Source organism: Arthrobacter sp. Y3221114, from assembly GCF_059092625.1.
Genome location: NZ_JBNHHW010000001.1, coordinates 267,273 through 286,327, shown reverse-complemented (window position 1 = coordinate 286,327; position 19,055 = coordinate 267,273). Strand labels below are relative to the sequence as shown.

Genomic DNA, 19,055 nt, shown 5'->3' with positions numbered 1-19,055 from the left:
GCGGCAGGGGTGCCTGCGATCAGTCCTCCAGTGCTGCCAGGCCGGGCAGTTCCTTGCCCTCGAGGTATTCGAGGCTGGCACCGCCGCCGGTGGAGATGTGTCCGAAGGCGCCGTCGTCAAAACCGAGGGCACGCACGGCGGCGGCGGAATCGCCTCCGCCGACGACGGTGAAGCCGTCGCTCCCGGTGAGGGCCTTGGCTACCGTGCGGGTGCCGTTGGCGAACGCGGCGAACTCAAACACGCCCATCGGACCGTTCCAGAAGACGGTGTTCGCCGAGTGGACCTGGTGGGCGAAGGCTTCGGCCGACTCCGGGCCGATGTCCAGGCCGATGCCGCTGGAGCCGAACGATGCCGACTCGATGCTGTCCGCCGGAACCACTTCCCAGGCCGCATCGGCGGCGAACTTCTCGGCGACCACGATGTCGGTCGGCAGGATGAACGTGCAGCCCAGTTCCTTGGCGCGCGCGAGGTAGCCGCGGACGGTGTCCAGTTGGTCCTGCTCCAGCAGGCTGGAGCCGACCTTGTAGCCCTGAGCCGCCAGGAAGGTGAAAACCATGCCGCCGCCGACCAGCAGGTAGTCGGCCTTGCCCAGCAGGTTCTCGATCACGGCCAGCTTGTCCGAGACCTTGGAACCGCCCAGGACCACCACATAGGGCCGCTGCGGGGCCTCGGTGAGCCTGTTCAGGACCTGCAGCTCCGTGCGGACCAGGTCGCCCTGGTAGGCCGGAAGCCGGCGGGCGATGTCGAAGACCGAGGCATGCTTGCGGTGGACGGCGCCGAAGGCGTCGTCCACGTAGGCTCCGTCGTCACCGGTCAGGGCGGCGAGTTCGGCAGCAAAGGCCTCCCGGTCGGCGTCGTCCTTGCTGGTTTCCCTAGGATCGAACCGCACGTTCTCCACCACCAGCACTTCCCCGTCCTGCAGGCCGGCGGCCGCCTCCCGTGCGGCCGGACCCACCGTGTCCGCGGCGAACTTGACCGTGACCGGTGCCAGTTCCTTCAGCCGGGCGACCGCGGGGCGCAGCGAGAACTTCTCCTCGGGTGCGCCCTTGGGGCGGCCCAGGTGGGCCGTCACGATGACCCGCGCTCCGGCTTCCGCGAGCTTGGTGATGACCGGCAGGGACGCCCGGATACGCCCGTCGTCGGACACCTTCAGCTCCGGGACTTCACCCTCCAGGGGGACGTTCAGGTCCGAGCGGACCAACACGCGGCGTCCGCGGACCCCGGCGGCCAGCAGGGCATCAAGAGAATGTGCAGTCATTTCTTCCTTCGTGCGGAGGACGGGACAGGCGGGACCTAGGACAGCTTTGAGGCGATCAGAGTCGTCAGGTCCACCAGGCGGTTGGAGTAGCCCCACTCGTTGTCGTACCAGCCGACAACTTTTACCTGATTACCCATAACCTTAGTCAGTCCCGAGTCGAAGATCGAAGAGGCCGGGTCTGTGACGATATCGGAGGACACGATGGGGTCCTCGGTATACGCGATGATCCCGGCCCAGTGCGGGTCGCCGGCGGCCGCCTTGAACGCCGCGTTGACCTCGTCCACATCGGTTTCGCGGGACACCGTAACGGTCAGGTCGGTCATTGAGCCGGTCGGCACCGGCACACGGACCGCGAAGCCGTCCAACTTGCCCTGCAGTTCAGGGAGGACCTGCCCGATGGCCTTCGCTGCGCCGGTTGATGTCGGCACCAGGTTGATGGCCGCCGCCCGGGCGCGCCGCAAGTCCCGGTGCGGCCCGTCCTGCAGGTTCTGGTCGGCGGTATAGGCGTGGATGGTGGTCATGAGTCCGTGCTCGATGCCGAACGTCTCGTGCAGCACCTTCGCCATCGGCGCAAGGCAGTTCGTGGTGCAGGAGGCGTTCGAAATCAGGTGGTGGGAACCGGCGTCGTACTCACTGTCATTGACGCCCATCACAATGGTGATGTCCTCGTCCTTGGCCGGGGCCGAGATCAGGACTTTCTTCGCACCGGCGTCGATGTGCTTGCGGGCGCCGCCGCCCTTGTTGAACCTGCCGGTCGATTCGATCACGATGTCGACGCCGAGGTCGCTCCACGGCAGGTCGGCCGGTTCCTTTTCGGACAGGACGCTGACCTTGCGTCCGCCGACGATCAGGTTGCCGGCATCCACCTCAACCGTTTCCTTCAGCACGCCCAGGACGCTGTCGTATTTGAGCAGGTGGGCCAGGGTGTGGGCATCGGTCAGGTCGTTGACCGCCACGATTTCCAGGTCCGTGTTTTGCGCCAGGGCGGCGCGGAAGTAGCTGCGGCCGATCCGGCCGAATCCATTAATTCCAACTCGAGTAGTCATGAGCCTCTACCTCGTGGATGGGGCCGTGGCCGGCGGGGCTCCCCCGCCGGTCCGTGCCATGTTGTTTGGCCTGCGTGGCCGGGGGGTGGTCAGCGCGGAAGCGCCGGTGCGGACGGCGACGAAGCGGGCGGCGACGTCGGCCCCGTTGACGGTACCGGCGCGGTGTCCGCGCCGGTCCCGTAGGCGGCGTGGTGCTTGGAGCGGTGCGGCTCCATGATCCCCGCCGGGAGGTGCGGCCCCGGGGCCGCATAAGCGAAGTTAAGCCCGGGCAGTTCGTGCTTGCTCATGGTTCCCTCCGCCTTCTCCCGACCGCTGTTTGCGGCCGGGTCGAATGATCCAGCCGGACGGGCTTGTCCGTCCGGCAGCTCCCGGGCCGGTCTTCGTTGACCGGTACCGGGCGATGCCCGGCATACCGCCGTGCCTAGTCGTCCAGCATCTCCGGCGTCACGTTGGCTTCGGTGCCCGGGATGCGCAGCTCCAGCGCCCGCTTGTCGGCCATGGCCAGCAGGCGGCGGATCCGGCCGGCGATGGCGTCCTTGGTCATCGGCGGGTCCGCCAAACGTCCGAGCTCGTCCAGGGAGGCCTGCTTGTGTGCCACCCGGAGCTCACCGGCATACCGCAGGTGCTCGGGCACTTCGTCGTCGAGGATCTCGAGGGCACGCTCCACGCGCGCACCCGCTGCAACGGCGGCCTGGGCCGAGCGCCGCAGGTTGGCGTCGTCGAAGTTGGCCAGCCGGTTTGCGGTGGCCCGCACTTCCTTGCGCATCCGGCGTTCTTCCCACACCATCAGGGCATCATGGGCGCCCATCCGGGTCAAGAGCGCCGCGATGCTGTCGCCGTCGCGGATGACGACCCGGTCCACGCCGCGGACTTCCCGGGCCTTGGCCGCGATGCCCAGCCGGCGCGCCGCGCCCACCAGCGCCAGCGCGGCTTCCGGGCCGGGGCAGGTGACTTCCAGGGCCGAAGAGCGGCCGGGTTCGGTCAGCGAACCGTGCGCCAGGAAGGCGCCGCGCCAGACGGCCTCGGCGTCGGCGGCCGAACCGTTCACGACCACGGACGGCAGGCCGCGAACAGGCCGGCCGCGGCCGTCCAGCAGGCCGGTCTGCCTGGCGAGGGACTCCCCGTCCTTGACCACGCGCACGACGTACCGGTTCCCGCGGCGCAGAGCACCGCCGGAGACCACGATGATGTCGCCGCTGTGGCCGTACACTTCCGAGATGGCGGTGCGCAGCCGCCGGGCGGTCGCAGCCAGATCAACTTCGGCCTCGATTACTATGCGGCCGGAAATGATGTGAAGCCCGCCGGCGAAACGGAGCGTCGACGAGACCTCCGCCTTCCGGACCTGGGACTTCTTGATGTCAAGGCGAGCGAGCTCATCCTTGACTGCTGCGGTCAGCGCCATGCACCTTTTCCTTACCTAATCCTTGTGGCCTTCGAAAATGTCGTGGTAGGCACTCGCCAGTCTCAACGGATCGTGTACGGGGCGTCCGCCTGAACTCCCTACTCTACCGAAGACAACGCGTGCACCAAGCGCTGCCGCGGCATCCTCGAAGCGCCCCTTGTCGTCAATCACGGTCGGATCGGCCAACACCACGTCGAAACGCATCCCGGGCGCACAGCGCCTCACGGCAGCCAGATGGTCCGAGGCCGTCATCCCGGACGTTTCCTTGGTGTCCACCGACAGGTTCATGGTCAGGCAGCGGCGCGCCGGGGTGTCGCAGAGCGCTTCGCGCATCTCCTTCAGCATCAGGTGCGGCAGCACCGAGGTATACCAGGAACCGGGCCCAAGGATCACCCAGTCGGCATATTCGACGGCGTTCAGCGCCTCGACGCAGGCCGGGGCGTCGTCCGGCAGCAGGCGCACGTCGTGGACGTGGCTGTTCCGGCCGGCCGCTGCCAGCCGCGACTGGCCGGAGATCAGCGCGGTCCGCAGCCGTCCGTCGTCGCCCTCCACCAGCACATCGCCCTCGATGGTCAGCGGCACGGTGGCCATGGGCAGCACCTCCCCGCGGGCCCCCAGCAGCGCGCCGGCCCACTTCAGGCCGGCAACGGGGTCGCCGAGCAGCTCCCACAGGGTGACGATCAGCAGGTTTCCGAGCGCGTGGTTGTCCAGCGACTGCTCGGCGCCCGGGGATGACTTGAAGCGATGCTGCATCACATCGCGCCAGGTCCGGCCCCAGTCGGTGTCATCGCACAGCGCCGCGAGGGCCATCCGCAGGTCTCCCGGCGGGAGCACGCCGAATTCCTCGCGCAGGCGGCCGGAAGATCCGCCGTCGTCGGCCACCGTGACGATGGCGGTCAACTCCGTGGTGAGCAGCCGCAGCGCGCCCAGCGACGCGGAGAGCCCGTGCCCGCCGCCCAAAGCCACCACGGAGGGAGGCGTGCCGTTCTTCCCGGTCCGGCTGCGGGAGGCACCCGGGGCGGGAACCAGCGGCATCGGTCCGGTCAGGATCGCCACTATTCGCGCCCCAGGTCCCGGTGCTGGACGGTGACCTTGACGCTCGGCAACTGGGCCAGCCGCTTCCCGATTTCCTCGGCGACCGCGACGGACCGGTGCTTGCCGCCCGTGCACCCGATGGCGATGGTGCCGTAGTGCTTGTTCTCTCGGCGGTAGCCCTCCAGCACGGGCTCCAGGGCGTCCACGTAGCGGTTGACGAACTCATCGGCTCCGGAGTCCACCAGCACGTAGTCGCGGACCTTCTCGTCCAGCCCGGTATGGGGGCGCAGCGCGGGGACCCAGTGCGGGTTGGGAATGAAGCGGGCGTCGGCGACGAAGTTGGCGTCCACCGGCAGCCCGTACTTGAAGCCGAAGCTGACGACGTTGATGCGCAGGACGATCGGGCCGGATTCGGTGAAGAGTTCCGTGATCGCGGTGGCCAGGGCGTGGACATTCATCTCGGTGGTATCCACCACCAGGTCGGCGGAGTCCTTGAGGCTGCTCAGCAGTTCCCGTTCCGCGGTGATGCCGTCGGAAATGCGGCCATCGCCCTGCAGCGGGTGCGGCCGCCGGCCCTGTTCGAAGCGGCGGACCAGGACGTCTCCGGAGGCGTCCAGGAAGAGCACCCGGTAGTGGATACCGCTCGCCGCCAGGGCATGCAGCGCCTCGCGGATGTCGCGGAACAGGCTCTGGCTGCGAACGTCCACCACCACGGCAAGCTTGGGCAGCGACTGCGGCATCCGCGACACCAGTTCGGCCAGCGTGCCCAGCATCTGCGGCGGCAGGTTGTCCACCACGTACCAGCCGTGGTCTTCGAGGGCGTGCGCTGCCGTGGTCCGGCCGGCGCCGGACATGCCGGTGACCACCAGGAGTTCGGATTCCACCGGCTTTTCCGGCGTCAAGTCCTCGTCCACCGTCATCGTCATTCCATCCATCCCGACCCCCACTCCTCGATTCCAGCTCTAGCCTAACTAAGATTCGATGATTTCGCCGGTCGCCATGTTCACCGCCGGTGCGGGCTCCTCCGCGGCACCGGCAGCCAACTGGCGCTTCAACGAAGCCGCCAGCGCGGGGCCGATGCCGGGCACCTGCTGCAGTTCCTCGACGGTGGCCGCCTTGAGTTTCTTCGCCGAGCCGAAATGTTTCAGCAGCGCCTTGCGTTTGGCCGGCCCCAGGCCCTGGATGCCGTCCAGCACCGAAACCGTCATGGCCTTGCCGCGCTTCTGCCGGTGGTAGGCAATCGCGAACCGGTGGGCCTCGTCGCGGATGCGCTGCAGCAGGAACAGCCCCTCGGACGAGCGCGGCAGGATCACGGGGAAATCGTCGTCGGGCAGCCACACTTCTTCCAGCCGCTTGGCCAGGCCGACCACGAACACGTCGGTAATGCCCAGATCGGCCAGCGCCCGGGAGGCGGCGGCCACCTGGGGCGGCCCGCCGTCCACCACCACGAGGTTGGGCGGGTAGGCGAACTTGGTCTTGGGCGCGGGAGTCAGCGTCGCCTCAAGCACGACGGCGGTGTCCCCGCCGTCCGTGGCGGCTTGCGGCTGCGCGGTGTCCCCGCCGCTGGCGGCGGCTTGCGGCTGCGCGGGGTGCCCGGCTCCGGACACCCCCGCGGCGGCTCCTCCTGCGGCGCCGAGGCCCGCCTCGCCGGCGGGGGCTTCGCCTGCACCGGTTGCCGCCGGAACGGTCCGATGACCTTGTTCCGCCAGGTAGTTTCGGAACCGCCGGCTGATCACGTCGTACATCGCCGAAGTATCGTCGCGCGCGGCCTCGCCGGTGATCGCGAAGCGGCGGTAGTCGGACTTCTTCGGCAGCCCGTCTTCCACCACCACCATGGAGGCCACCACGTTGGTGCCCTGCACGTGGGAGATGTCGTAGCACTCGATCCGCAGCAGCGCTACGGGCAAGTCCAGGGCTTCCTGCAGCTGCTGGAGGCCGGCCGAGCGCGTGGTGATGTCGCCGGCCCGCCGGCTCTTGTGCAGGGCCAGGGCCTGCTCGGCGTTCTCCCTCACGGTGGACACCAGGGCAGCCTTGTCCCCGCGTTTCGGCACGTGGATCTGGACCTTGCTGCCGCGGAGTCCGCTGAGCCAGGCCTGCAGTTCGGCGGCGTTCTCCGGTTCCTGCGGCAGCATGACCTGGCGCGGGATCCGGTCCGGCCCGTCGGCGTCCCCGTAGACCTGTTGCAACAGGTGTTCGGCCAGGTCCGCGGTGCTTTGGTCCTCGACCTTTTCCACCACCCAGCCGCGCTGGCCGCGGATCCTGCCGCCGCGGACGTGGAAGACCTGGACGGCCGCCTCCAGTTCGTCCTGGGCGAGGGCGAAAACGTCGGCGTCCGTGTCTTCGCTGAGCACCACGGCATTGCGTTCGAAGACCCGGCGCAGCGCTGCGATATCGTCCCGGTGCCGCGCCGCCGTCTCGTAGTCGAGTTCCGCCACTGCCGCGGCCATCTTCTTTTCCAGGGCCCGGATGAACCGGTCGGCTTCCCCGCCCATGAACGCGCAAAACTCGGCGGCCAGGGCCTTGTGGTCCTCGGGAGAGATCCGCCCCACGCACGGCGCCGAGCACTTGTCGATGTAGCCGAGCAGGCACGGCCGGCCGGTGCGCTGGGCGCGGTTGAAGACGCCGGTGCTGCAGGTACGGACCGGGAAAACCCGCAGCAGGGTGTCCACGGTCTCGCGGATCGCTTTTGCCGGGTAGTACGGGCCGAAGTACTTGACGCCCTTGCGCCGCTCGCCGCGCATCACCTGCACGCGCGGGAACTTCTCCCCCATGGTCACGGCGAGGTAGGGGTAGGACTTGTCGTCCCGGAACATGATGTTGAAGCGCGGGGTGAACTCTTTGATCCACGTGTACTCGAGCTGGATGGCCTCCAGTTCGCTGCCCACGATCGTCCACTCCACCGAAGCCGCGGTGTGCACCATTGCATGGGTCCTGGGCGGCAGGTTCTTGGGGCTGGCGAAGTAGCTGTTGAGCCGTGACCGCAGGTTTTTCGCCTTGCCGACATAGATGACGCGGCGGTGTTCGTCCCGGAAGCGGTAGACGCCCGGATTGGTCGGGATCTCCCCCGTCCGCGGACGGTAGGAAGCAGGATTAGCCATGGCCGGTCACTCCCTTCCTCGCCTGGGTCCTGGTGCCGTCCGGCCGGTCAGGCCGACGGTGTCTTGTTGTAGCTGTTCGAGCGTTCCTGACCGGTCAGGTCGGCTATCGCGTCCATGATCTGGTCGGTGGCCGACCGGCGCGCCGGCAGCGAGTGCTCCGGCCCGGTCCGCTTGAAGTACAACGGCTTGCCGATCCGCACCGTGAAGTGGTTCGGCCGGATCATCATCCTCCCGGCGGGCTGAAGCTGTTCGGTGCCGATCAGCCCTACCGGCAGCACCGGCGCACCGGTGGTGAGGGCCAGCCACCCCACGCCTGTGCGGCCCCGGTACAGCTTGCCGTCACGGGACCGTGTCCCTTCAGGATAGATCCCGAAGGCCTGGTTGCGTTCCAGTACGTCCAGGGCGCTCTGCAGAGCAGCCACGCTGGCCGCCTGTTCGCCCCGCTCCACCGGTATCGAGCCGACGCTGTGGAAGAACCACCGCATCGCGGCGCCCTTGGGACCCCGGGTGGTGAAGTATTCGGCTTTGGCGAAGAAGGCCACCTTGCGCGGCATCATCGCCTGGATGATGACGCTGTCGAAGAAGGACAGGTGGTTCGGCGCCACAATCACCGGCCCGGTCGCAGGAAAGTTCCCGATGCCTTCGATCGTCGGCCGGCAGCTGAGCCGCAACCCGGCGCGGAACGAGGCGCGTGTCGCTTCGAACGTCCTCATGCGGCCGGTCCCCGGGGTCCGGACAGGACACCGTCCTCCTGCTCGGCGGTCAGCCGCCCGATGGCGGCCTCAAGTTCGTCGGCGGAATGCACGACGACGGCAGCGCCCGCGGCTTCCAGTTCCCCGGGGGCGGCGAATCCCCAGCCGACCCCAATGGCGGGGATGCCGAGCTGGAGCGCCGCGGCAGCGTCGTAGAGACGGTCGCCCACCATCAGCACCGGGCCGAACGCGTCGGTGACGCCGTCCAGCGCAGCCTGCAGGATCGGCACCTTGCCCAGTCCTGGTTCCGCCGCCGGGGCGGGATCGTCGCCCTCGGCTCCGTAAATCCCCGCAAAGTACTGTTCCAGGCCCTTCGACCGCAGCAGGTCCCGGGCCAGTCCGGTCGGCTTTTGCGTGGCGACAGCGAGGATCGCGCCGGTGGAGAGGAGCCGCTCCAGCAGGCCGGTGATGCCCGGGTACACGCGGCTTGCCGCCATGCCGGACCGGCGGTAGCCGGCCCTGTACAACGCGATGACCTCGCCTAGCCGGTGCTCCGGCACGCCGGCGCGGCGCAGGGACTCACCCAACGGCGGCCCCACCAGGGACTCGAGTCCTTCCTGCGGCGGGACCGGCAGTCCGGCCGCCGCGAGGGCGCCGGCTATTCCGGTGGTGATAGCGCCTGCGGGGTCAACCAGGGTTCCGTCGAGGTCGAAAAGTACCAGCGCAGGCAATTGAGTCACTCGGGCATTTTCCCACAGATCCGCGGATCCGCCGGAATCCATTCCTGCCGGGGAATATTTTATTCCGTCCGGCAGGCTCACTTGTGGCCGAGCGCCTCCGCCAGGAAACGGCCGGTGTGGCTTCCCTCGACCGCCGCTACCTGCTCCGGCGTGCCGCTGGCGATGATCTGGCCGCCGCCGGAACCGCCCTCGGGCCCCAGGTCCAAAACCCAGTCGGCACTCTTGATCACGTCAAGGTTGTGCTCGATGGTGATCACAGTGTTGCCCTTGTCCACCAGCCCCTGCAACACCTGCAGCAGCTTGCGGATGTCCTCGAAATGCAGGCCAGTGGTCGGCTCGTCCAGCACGTAGATGCTCCGCCCGTTCGAACGGCGCTGCAGTTCGCTGGCGAGCTTGACGCGCTGGGCTTCACCGCCGGACAACGTGGTGGCGGGCTGCCCGAGCCGGACGTAGCCGAGCCCGACGTCCACCAAGGTCCGCAAGTGGCGCGCGATCGGGGTGAACGCGGCGAAGAATTCCGCGGCTTCCTCGATCGGCATGTCCAGGACTTCAGCGATCGTCTTTCCCTTGTAATGGACTTCCAGGGTCTCGCGGTTGTACCGCGCACCGTGGCAGACCTCGCAGGGTACGTAGACGTCCGGCAGGAAGTTCATCTCGATCTTCAGCGTGCCGTCGCCGGAGCACGCCTCGCACCGCCCGCCCTTGACGTTGAACGAGAACCTGCCGGGCAGGTAGCCGCGGAGCTTCGCCTCGTTGGTTTCGGCGAACAGCTTGCGGATGTTGTCGAAGACGCCGGTGTACGTGGCCGGATTGGACCGGGGCGTGCGGCCAATCGGGCTCTGGTCGACGTGGATAACCTTGTCCAGCTGGTCCACGCCTTCCACCCTGGTGTGCCGGCCGGCAACATGCTTGGCTCCGTTAAGCTTGTTGGCCAGCACCTTGTAGAGAATGTCGTTGACCAGGGTCGATTTTCCGGAGCCGCTGACGCCGGTGACGGCGGTGAAGATACCCAGCGGGAACGACGCATCGATGCCCCGGAGATTGTTTTCGCGGGCGCCGACCACCTTCACTTGGCGCTTCTTGTCCATCTTCCGGCGCTTGGCCGGCAGTTCAATCCGGCGCCGGCCCGACAGGTAGTCACCGGTGATGGATCGCGTGTTGTCCAGCAGTTCCTGCAGCGAGCCGGAGTGGACCACTTCGCCGCCGTGCTCGCCGGCGCCCGGTCCGATGTCCACTATCCAGTCGGCCTCGGCGATGGTGTCCTCGTCGTGCTCCACCACAATCAGGGTGTTGCCGAGGTCGCGCAGCCGCGTGAGGGTCTCGATCAACCGCCGGTTATCCCGCTGGTGCAGGCCGATCGAGGGCTCGTCCAACACGTAGAGCACGCCGACCAGACCGGAGCCGATCTGCGTTGCCAGCCGGATGCGCTGGGCTTCCCCGCCGGACAACGTGCCGGCGGCGCGCTCCAGGTTCAGGTACTCCAGGCCGACGTCCAGGAGGAAACGCAGGCGCGCCTGGATCTCGATGAGTACCTGGTGGGCGATCTGGGTTTCGCGGGCGGAGAGCTCCAGGCCGGCCAGGAACGAACTTGCCTCGCGCAGCGGCAGGGCGGACACTTCCGCGATGGACTTGCCGTTGATCAGCACGGACAGCGACGCGGGGTTCAGCCGCGCGCCGTTGCACTCCGGGCAAGGCACCTCGCGCATGTACTCCTTGTAACGGTCCCTCGCCCACTCGGACTCGGTTTCCTCATGCTTTCGGTGGATGTACTGGAATGCGCCTTCGAAACCGGTGCTGTATTTGCGCTCCCGGCCGAAGCGGTTGCGGTACTGCACCACGACCTTGAAGTCCTTGCCGTGCAGTACGGCTTCCCGAACCTTTTTCGGCAGGTTCTTCCACGGCTCGTCCATGGAGAACCCCAGTTCGTGGGAGAGCCCCTCGAGCAGCCGGGTCCAGTACTCCTGGGTGGCTTTGCCGAGTGACCACGGGGCGATGGCGCCTTCGGACAGGCTCCGGTCCGGATCCGGGACCACCAGGTCCACATCGACTTCGAGCTTGCTGCCGATACCGGTGCAGGCCGGACAGGCGCCGAACGGATTGTTGAACGAAAACGAGCGCGGTTCGATCTCGTCGATGGCGAGCGGGTGTTCGTTCGGGCAGGCCAGGTGTTCCGAGAAGGCCCGCGTACGGCCCGGCTCGTCCTCGGCAACATCCACGAAATCAGCCAGGACGCGGCCCTCCGCCAGCGCCAGGGCGGTCTCCACCGAATCGGTCAGACGCTGATGGATGCCTTCTTTGGCGACCAGCCGGTCCACCACCACCTCGATGGTGTGCTTGTACTGCTTCCCCAGCTTCGGCGGTTCGCTCAGCTGCACCAGCTTGCCGTCCACCTTGGCGCGGGAAAAGCCCTTGGTGCTGAGTTCCTTGAACAGGTCGACGAACTCGCCCTTGCGCCCGCGCACCACCGGAGCCAGGATCTGGAAGCGCGTCCCATCGGGAAGCTCCTGCAGCTGGTCCACGATTTGCTGCGGGGTCTGCTTCTCCACGGGCTCACCGCACTGGGGGCAGAAGGGGCGGCCGACGCGGGCCCACAGCAGGCGCAGGTAGTCGTAGATCTCGGTGATTGTTCCCACGGTAGAGCGCGGGTTGCGACTGGTGGATTTCTGGTCGATCGACACCGCCGGCGACAAGCCTTCGATGAAGTCCACATCGGGCTTGTCCACCTGCCCCAGGAACATCCGCGCGTAGGAGGAAAGCGATTCCACGTACCGGCGCTGGCCCTCGGCGAAGATCGTATCGAAAGCCAAAGACGACTTGCCGGAGCCGGACAGTCCCGTGAAGACGATCATGGCGTCGCGGGGCAGGTCCACGCTGACGTTCTGCAGATTATGCTCACGGGCGCCTTTGACTACCAGGCGGGACATGTCCGCGGAGCGGGAAACGGGGGTGGCGGACTCGGAATCGGTCGCCGGGACGGACGTTTCGCTTGCTTTTAGCACGTTATCTACTCTAATCGAAAGTTCGTTCGAACTTGTATTACATCGGTCACGGCCGGAGGGCTCTGCGGACAGCTGCTGTCCGCGATGGCACGCCCTGCCTCGGCTGCCGCCGGCACGACGGCGGTGCGCCGGGGGCCGCGGGCTCCCTCGGCGAGGCACCGGCCGCCTGCCGCGTCGCCTACTTGATGCCGTGGCGCTCCAACGCCGCCTTGGCGGCGGCGAGTGCTTCCTTGCCGCCGATGCCTTGGCCGTGAACGGCGCGGGCAAACGCTTCGGCGGCGTCACCCAGTTGTTGGCGAGCCTTGCCTGCTCCGGCGCTGACCACGGTACCCGCACGGCCGTGTGTTTCCACCCGGCCGGCAGTTTCGAGCTCCCGGTAGGCGCGCGCCACGGTATTCGGGACCACGCCCAAATGATCGGCCAGCCGCCTGACGGGCGGCAGCTTCGTGCCCACCGGCAGTTCCCCGGCGTCGGCAGCTTCAATGATCCGCAGCCTCAGCTGCTCGAAGAGCGGCACGGCGCTGTCGCGGTTCATCCGCCAGTCAAACTCGCTCGCTTCCATCGCCTGCGCCCACTCCCCGTCGTGTCCGCAGCATCCCGCTGCCTGTCCACTGCTACAACCAGAATGACATCTTGAGCCGTCGGGGTCGACTGTCGGTAGGCTGGGAAGCATGTTGCTTCACGAAGATCCTGCAGTCACGGTCCGCGGCATTTCCGTTTCCGAGATGGACAACAACGTCTATTTGCTGACAGCCAAGACTTCCGGCGCCCAGGTGTTGATTGACGCTGCCGACGACTTTCCGGCCATTGCGCAACTGCTGCGTGACGGCGCCGGGGATGCGGACCAGCCGGCCAAGGTCGCCCTTATCGTGACCACGCACAGCCACTGGGACCATGTCCGGGCCTTGCCGGAGGCGGTAGCCGCTACAGGGGCCAGAACGGCGGCGGGCGCGGAGGATATTCCTGAGATCGAAGTGCGGACTGACGTTGCGCTCGAGCATCAGGACATCGGCCGGTTCGACGGATTCTCGTTGGAAGCCATCAAGCTGCGCGGGCACACACCGGGTTCCGTGGCGCTGCTTTACCGCGCACCCGACGGTCCCCCGCACCTGTTTACCGGAGATTCGCTGTTTCCGGGTGGGGTGGGCAATACGCAAAAGGATCCCGAGCGGTTTGCGTCCCTCTACAGCGATGTGGTCGAACGGGTGTTCAACTACCTGCCGGACGATACGGTGGTCCATCCCGGCCACGGCGCGGGTACGACGCTCGGGGCAGAACGGCCCCATCTGGACGAGTGGAAATCGCGCGGCTGGTAGCAGGCCGCGTCAACCCCGACAGACGTGGACGTTGGGGGGAATCCCGCCTGCCGGGGCCCTCTAATTCTAGCGCCGCGGGCTGCTTTCGCTCCCCTGTCACCCGAGGAAGGATGGCAGGCTGCGTTCCGCCGCGGAGTACGTTGCAGCGTCCGGAACCTGTCCGGCCATGAAGCGGTCGACGAGCCGCGGATCTACGTACGATTTGCGGGCTATGGCGGGCGTATTGCCCAGCCTCTCCGAGACGGCGTGCATGGCCGCGACCACGGCCTTGCGCCGGCCGGTGAGATTCGGTCTGCCGTTGTAGCCGGCCAGTGCCACGGCGGCCGTTACCGTCCCCTGCCACGTCCGGAAGTCCTTGGCGCTGAACTCCTGCCCGCAGAGTTCGTGGATAAACTCGTTCAACTCCGACGCCGACAGGCCGGACCAATGTCCGGTGCCGTTGCGGTAACCGATGGCCGGATCGTCGGCTTTCAGGCCCTGCACCGTCGCCAGCTGGACGGCGATATCCGGATCTTTCAGTTCCACGTCCCACTGCAGCCCGCTCTTCCCGGGAAAATGCAGCCGGACCGTATCCTCCCGCACTTGCACGTGGCGAACCAACAGAGTAGTAACCCCGTAGGATCCGTTGTCTTCGGCGTAGACTTCGGAGCCGATCCGCAAGGACGCGCTGTCAAGCAAGCGGAAGGCAACAGCACAGGCCACCTGTCGGGTTTGTTCCCCGGACCTCAGCAGCCGCGTCACCTTGCGGCGCGCGGTGGTCAGGGTGGATCCGAAGGCCAGGGAGCGGTCGAACTTTTCCCGATCCCTCAGTTCCCGCCAACGGGGATGGTAGATGTATTGCCGCCGTCCGGCGTCGTCCGTCCCCGCTGCTTGGATATGCCCATTGGGCGCCGGGCAGATCCACACATCCGACCATGCCGGCGGGACCGCCAACGCCTTGATCCTTCGGAGCTCGTCACCGGCAGGCTTCGAACCGTCCGGGCTGCGGTAGGAGAACCCCGACCCGTGGCGCCGGCGGGTGATGCCGGGTGCACGGATGTTGCTGCGCCTTAGCCTCAGATGGGCACCTCCATCTTGAATCCGCAGCTGCAGCGAAGGATTTCAACGTCGACCCGCACGGTCGGGAGCGGGCCGGTTTCCGGGGAGCCGGCGTCCACGGGATCAACGATCGAGTGGTCGATGCGTTCCACCGGCTGCATCGGCTCCCCGCAGTGCATGTAGCCCTCGGCGCCGAAATCGATTCCGACGCTTTCGGATTCCGTCGCGGGCACCTTGAAGGTTTCGTGCCCGTAATAACCGTCGCAGCGGCTGCACCAGTAGCTGACGTCCCATCGCGGCAGTGCGGGGGCTCCAGCCTGCGGCGGCAGCAGCGTTACGGCATCGAACACCAGGTACTCGTCGGTGCTGCACGCGGAGCACCAGGGATCAGGCAAGTCGCTTCCCGGATCCCGGTTCTTGTCCTGGCCGGCATGGGCACTTGAACTGTCATTGGCAATCATGATCGTCTGCCCTTCCAATCTGCATCCCACTATTGATAAGCATACTGTTTGTAACCCATCATACGGGGGTAGGGAAGAGCAGCATAAGCGCCGAGGCGCAGACGCGGGAAGGGTGTACGCCCACCCGCGGCGCGGATCGCCGGGATCCGCCGGCGGGTTAAGGCTAGCGACAGAGCCTAGCTGGTGCCGTCATACAGCGAGTCCGGCGGCTCGCCCCCCGGCTTGCCATACAAACCGCGGACCCGGCGCCTGCTTGCCTGCAGCGCATCCCTGCTGTCCCGCCGGTCGAGCTCGACACGCAGCTCCTCAAGGCGGAACTCGGTCTCGGGATCGGCCGCGCCGTACTGGATACTTTCCCGCTCGAGCTGGCGCATGGCCCTGCCGTACAGCGCCAGCAGCTCGGGGTCGCCAAGGGGAGCCAGGTCAACCGGAAATTCGTCAGCCGGTGACAGATGGCGGTGCCGCATCAGTTCCGCCCCAAACCAACGAAGCACCCTGCGTCCCGACCGGCAGCGAACCTGTCCATGCGCAGCCTCCAGATAGCCCGAGAGCCGTTTCGGCTCCAACTGGTGCGAGCTTACAAGCGCTTCTCCGGTCCGGCAACGAATCATCAAAATATCGCTCCGGCTCGGTTAATTTTACGCTTGGGTCTTGACAGGCTGCAGCCCGGAATGCTCACGGCACCCCGGGCCTCCGGCCAACGGCGGGCCGGCGAATTATTCGTCGTAGCGTTCTTCCCGGATCGTTCCGAACGGGACCTCCTCGGTCGCCATGGCTTGTACTTCGTTGGGGAGGAACCGCACCAGCACACCGCGCTCGCCGTCCGCGGCCGATTGCTTCAGCACCGGCAGGATGGCGTCGGCCTGGGTTGGTTCACATCCTGCCAGGTACTTGGCATACGCCTCCGGCAACTGCTCCGACATGATGGCCACCGGGGATCAGTAGGAGATGAACTCGACCAGTTCACCCACGCGGTCTTCCGGGTAGTTGCGGGCGACATCGGCTTGGCTGACAATTCCGACCAGGTCGTGTCCATCGATGACCGGCAGCCGGCGCACCTGGTGGTCCTGCATGGTTCTGATGGCCTCTTCGATGCTGTCATCGGCCCCGATCGTCACCGGCTTGCCCTGGCCCAGCTCGCCCGCTTTGATCGTGCGCGGATCCCTTCCGTCGGCCAGGCACTTCACCACAATGTCCCGGTCCGTGACCATGCCTTTGAGCCTGTTGTCCTCACCACAGATGGGCAACGACCCGACGTCGAGGTCCCGCATTTTTTGGGCCGCCAGCTCCAGCGTCTCGTTCTCTCCGATGCATTCAACACCACCGGTCATGATTTCCCTTGCGGTAGTCACGAATATCAGTCCCTTCAGGTAGTTCGAGCCGCTTCGCGCACCGTCCAGCCAGCAGGGACGAGCACGCCAAGCTGATTTATAAGGTTACTTACAGTTACCACAGGCTGCGTGGGAATTGAAGGGCGGCCGGCGCCTCCCCCGGCGCAGGCGCGAAATTCCTGTCCCATCCCTTTGATTGCCAGTCGCAGCCATGCCTTGGAAGTTCCGACCCCCCCCCCCCCCCCGAACACGCCAACACCGGGAACCTGCGTAGTCGCAGCACCGCTTTAACCGGCAGATCCCCCGTGAACCAGTGGCCCACGGGGGATCTGCGACAAAGAACCGGCTTAGCGCCTGGCGCCGCCTTCGGTGTCGTCGGCAACGCGGTCGGCGTCCTCGTTCAGGTGGGCCTTGGCATCGGCGATCTTGTCTTTGGCCCCGCCCTCGACCTGCTGGCCCTTGCCCTTCAGCTGCTGGGACTTGTCGTCCCTCGCCTCGCCGACGGCTTCGTTGACCTTGCCGGTCACCTTGTCCTTCGCAGCATCGAACTTGTCGCCCATACCCATATCAGCACCTCTTTCGGTTCAGGTTTTCCTACAGGTCCAGCCCCCAGATTACCCCGCCGCGGCCCAAGTAGAAAGCTTGCTGACCTTAGGCCGTTCGCCGGCAGCGTGCACGTCGTCGTTCCGGATCCTCACGGAGAAGGGCCGGCAACTGCCGGCTGTACGACCGATGCACGACAGCGTAGGGTGGCAAACGATCAGCATACTGACCATGCCGGCCGCCCCGGCCCCGCCTTTCCATCCAGCACAGCACCAAGGGTGCCGGCGGAGCTTTCGATGCGGCCGCAAGAAGGGAGCCAGACATGACGTCCGATCAGTACACCTTCCAGAATCCCGTTGACCGTTTTCCCAGTATCTCGCCGCCCAAGCAGAGCCAGCCGGAGCCCGGGCTGGACAAAGACCTGGAGCCGCAGACCGACCGCGGCGAACAGTCGTACCGCGGCACCGGCAGGCTGACCGGCCGCAAGGCGCTGATCACCGGGGCCGACTCCGGCATCGGCGCCGCCGTGGCCGTCGGCTTTGCCCGGGAAGGAGCAGACGTCGCCCTGTCCTACCTGCCCGCCGAGGAGTCCGACGCACAGCACATCGCTTCGGTGATCGAGAAGGAAGGGCGCAAGGCGGTACTGCTGCCGGGCGACATTTCAGACGCCGCCGCTTCCCGCGAACTCGTCGCCCATGCCGTCGAACAGCTGGGCGGGCTGGACGTCCTGGTCAACAACGCAGGGCGCCAGATCGCCGTCGAGAAGATCGAAGACATCAGCGACGAACAGTTCGAGGACACGTTCCGCACGAATGTTTTTGCCATGTTTTGGATCACCAAGGCCGCGGTGCCGCACATGCCGCCGGGCTCGACAATCATCAACACCACGTCCGTGCAGGCCTACAACCCCGCGCCGGTCCTGCTTGACTATGCCTCCACCAAGGCCGCGATCAACAACTTCACCAAGGGCCTCGCCCAGCAGTTGGCCAGCCGCGGCATCCGCGTCAACGCGGTGGCCCCCGGCCCGTTCTGGACCCCGTTGCAGGTCAGCGCGGGCCAGCCGAAGGACAAACTGCCGGAGTTCGGCAAGAATGTGCCCCTGGGCCGCGCGGGGCAGCCCACCGAACTCGCCCCGGCCTACGTCTTCCTGGCCTCGCCGGAGTCGAGCTACGTTTCCGGCGAGACGCTGAACGTCAACGGCGGTACTCCCACGCCCTGAGGCGGGGTCCGTCCACCGAGCGCAACCAGAGGGCAGGTTCAGCCGAGCTTGCGCCCCACCGCGAAAATCCGCCGGAATCCGAACAGGGTCCCGTGTTCGCCGGCCGGGTAGGCGTCGCGCAGCAGCGTGGCGTACTCGGCTTCGAACTTGGCCGCTTCTGCCGCCGGGAGCGCGGCCAGGACGGGGCGCAGGCCGGTTCCCCTGACCCATTCCAGGACCGGATCCGCGCCGTGGAGCAACTGCTGGTAGGTCGTTTCCCAGACGTCGGCTTCACAGCCTTCGTCCGAGAGCAGCTCGAAATAGTCCTGTGGCTCGGACACTGCGTCCTCGTGGCGGAGCACTCCGTCCAGCCGGCGCTGCCATCGCGGTGAGCCGGCGAGCGCGCGCATGAGCGCATGCGACGGAGCGGCAAAGTTTCCCGGTACCTGCACGGCGAGCCAGGCGCCGGGCTTCATGGCGCGCAGCCAGGAACGCATGATGTCCTGGTGCCCGGGCACCCACTGCAGCGCGGCGTTGGAAACCAGTACGTCCAGGCCTGCCGGAGGCGTCCAGGTACGGATATCCCCGGCGACGAATTTCACCGTGGGCGATGTGTGCCGTTGCTGCGCCTGCCGGATCATCTCGGGTGAGGAGTCCACTCCGGTGACGCTGGCGCCGGGCCAGCGTTCGGCGAGCGCTGCCGTCAGGCCGCCGGGACCGCAGCCCAGATCCACCACCACGGCGGGATCGGCGGCAGCGATCCGTCCGGTCAGGTCAAAGAACGGCCGGTCGCGGTAGTCGGCGAATTCCACATACTTGTGCGGGTCCCAGTGCATGGGCAGTACGTTACGCCACGCCCCCGCCACGGCAGAGGATTATGGGTGCCCGCATGGCGCGG

20 protein-coding genes are annotated in these 19,055 nt (G+C 66.9%); 2 read left to right on the top strand and 18 right to left on the bottom strand.

All coding sequences use genetic code 11. From position 1 onward, the window contains the following. Positions 1–19: 19 nt before the first annotated feature. The 11 genes from AC5RV3_RS01310 to AC5RV3_RS01260 all read right to left on the bottom strand — a co-directional run bounded on the left by AC5RV3_RS01310 (position 20) and on the right by AC5RV3_RS01260 (position 12,832). Positions 20–1,258 (bottom strand): phosphoglycerate kinase, encoded by a 1,239-nt coding sequence (locus tag AC5RV3_RS01310; protein WP_494120617.1) that lies wholly within the window; start codon positions 1,256–1,258, stop codon positions 20–22. 35 nt (positions 1,259–1,293) lie between these two features. Then, positions 1,294–2,304 (bottom strand): type I glyceraldehyde-3-phosphate dehydrogenase, encoded by a 1,011-nt coding sequence (gene gap, locus AC5RV3_RS01305; RefSeq protein ID WP_494112750.1) that lies wholly within the window; start codon positions 2,302–2,304, stop codon positions 1,294–1,296. 89 nt (positions 2,305–2,393) lie between these two features. Further along, complete coding sequence (locus tag AC5RV3_RS01300) at positions 2,394–2,591, bottom strand: hypothetical protein (protein ID WP_494120616.1); 198 nt, start codon at positions 2,589–2,591, stop codon at positions 2,394–2,396. Positions 2,592–2,725: 134 nt separating this feature from the next. Continuing rightward, a complete protein-coding gene (gene whiA, locus AC5RV3_RS01295) occupies positions 2,726–3,706 on the bottom strand; it encodes a DNA-binding protein WhiA (protein WP_493987300.1) in 981 nt (326 codons plus the stop codon). Positions 3,707–3,721: 15 nt separating this feature from the next. Continuing rightward, positions 3,722–4,762, bottom strand: a complete 1,041-nt coding sequence (locus AC5RV3_RS01290) for a gluconeogenesis factor YvcK family protein (RefSeq protein WP_494120615.1) — start codon at positions 4,760–4,762, stop codon at positions 3,722–3,724. Beyond that, entirely contained in the window at positions 4,762–5,676 is a 915-nt protein-coding gene (gene rapZ, locus AC5RV3_RS01285; RefSeq protein ID WP_493978538.1) for an RNase adapter RapZ, read from the bottom strand. Before rapZ ends, AC5RV3_RS01290 begins: the two co-directional genes overlap by 1 nt. Positions 5,677–5,712: 36 nt before the next feature. Then, positions 5,713–7,839 carry an excinuclease ABC subunit UvrC gene (gene uvrC, locus AC5RV3_RS01280; RefSeq protein WP_494120614.1) on the bottom strand — a complete coding sequence of 709 codons (2,127 nt, stop codon included), beginning with the start codon at positions 7,837–7,839 and terminating at the stop codon, positions 5,713–5,715. Positions 7,840–7,886: 47 nt separating this feature from the next. Then, positions 7,887–8,552: a lysophospholipid acyltransferase family protein gene (locus AC5RV3_RS01275; protein ID WP_494120613.1), complete on the bottom strand. Its 666-nt coding sequence runs from the start codon at positions 8,550–8,552 to the stop codon at positions 7,887–7,889. Beyond that, positions 8,549–9,271 (bottom strand): HAD hydrolase-like protein, encoded by a 723-nt coding sequence (locus AC5RV3_RS01270; RefSeq protein ID WP_494120612.1) that lies wholly within the window; start codon positions 9,269–9,271, stop codon positions 8,549–8,551. The genes AC5RV3_RS01275 and AC5RV3_RS01270 overlap by 4 nt, the downstream gene beginning before the upstream one ends. Positions 9,272–9,348: 77 nt before the next feature. After that, positions 9,349–12,195, bottom strand: a complete 2,847-nt coding sequence (uvrA, locus tag AC5RV3_RS01265; RefSeq protein WP_494112774.1) for an excinuclease ABC subunit UvrA — start codon at positions 12,193–12,195, stop codon at positions 9,349–9,351. Positions 12,196–12,448: 253 nt separating this feature from the next. Beyond that, a complete protein-coding gene (locus tag AC5RV3_RS01260; protein WP_493978542.1) occupies positions 12,449–12,832 on the bottom strand; it encodes a GntR family transcriptional regulator in 384 nt (127 codons plus the stop codon). Between the two features lie 109 nt (positions 12,833–12,941). On the opposite strand from AC5RV3_RS01260, the gene AC5RV3_RS01255 reads away from it, so the two are divergent. Next, positions 12,942–13,586 carry an MBL fold metallo-hydrolase gene (locus tag AC5RV3_RS01255; protein WP_494120611.1) on the top strand — a complete coding sequence of 215 codons (645 nt, stop codon included), beginning with the start codon at positions 12,942–12,944 and terminating at the stop codon, positions 13,584–13,586. A gap of 96 nt (positions 13,587–13,682) precedes the next feature. Here the strand turns inward: AC5RV3_RS01255 and AC5RV3_RS01250 are convergent, their stop codons facing one another. From AC5RV3_RS01250 to AC5RV3_RS01225, 6 genes are all read right to left on the bottom strand, one after another. Next, on the bottom strand, positions 13,683–14,609 hold the full coding sequence (locus tag AC5RV3_RS01250; protein WP_494121003.1) for a DNA topoisomerase IB: 927 nt from the start codon (positions 14,607–14,609) through the stop codon (positions 13,683–13,685). A gap of 32 nt (positions 14,610–14,641) precedes the next feature. Continuing rightward, complete coding sequence (locus tag AC5RV3_RS01245; RefSeq protein WP_494120610.1) at positions 14,642–15,085, bottom strand: hypothetical protein; 444 nt, start codon at positions 15,083–15,085, stop codon at positions 14,642–14,644. A gap of 176 nt (positions 15,086–15,261) precedes the next feature. Next, positions 15,262–15,552: a hypothetical protein gene (locus tag AC5RV3_RS01240; protein WP_494112759.1), complete on the bottom strand. Its 291-nt coding sequence runs from the start codon at positions 15,550–15,552 to the stop codon at positions 15,262–15,264. Positions 15,553–15,801: 249 nt separating this feature from the next. Further along, a complete protein-coding gene (locus AC5RV3_RS01235) occupies positions 15,802–16,017 on the bottom strand; it encodes a hypothetical protein (protein WP_493987309.1) in 216 nt (71 codons plus the stop codon). A gap of 6 nt (positions 16,018–16,023) precedes the next feature. Then, on the bottom strand, positions 16,024–16,437 hold the full coding sequence (locus AC5RV3_RS01230) for a CBS domain-containing protein (RefSeq protein ID WP_494112760.1): 414 nt from the start codon (positions 16,435–16,437) through the stop codon (positions 16,024–16,026). 326 nt (positions 16,438–16,763) lie between these two features. Next, entirely contained in the window at positions 16,764–16,976 is a 213-nt protein-coding gene (locus AC5RV3_RS01225) for a CsbD family protein (RefSeq protein ID WP_494120609.1), read from the bottom strand. A gap of 305 nt (positions 16,977–17,281) precedes the next feature. On the opposite strand from AC5RV3_RS01225, the gene AC5RV3_RS01220 reads away from it, so the two are divergent. Next, positions 17,282–18,178: a glucose 1-dehydrogenase gene (locus tag AC5RV3_RS01220; RefSeq protein WP_494120608.1), complete on the top strand. Its 897-nt coding sequence runs from the start codon at positions 17,282–17,284 to the stop codon at positions 18,176–18,178. A gap of 38 nt (positions 18,179–18,216) precedes the next feature. On the opposite strand, the gene AC5RV3_RS01215 is transcribed toward AC5RV3_RS01220, so the two are convergent. Continuing rightward, the gene (locus AC5RV3_RS01215; RefSeq protein ID WP_494120607.1) at positions 18,217–18,993 is read right to left on the bottom strand and encodes a trans-aconitate 2-methyltransferase; all 777 of its coding nucleotides are present in this window, start codon (positions 18,991–18,993) and stop codon (positions 18,217–18,219) included. Positions 18,994–19,055 lie beyond the last annotated feature (62 nt).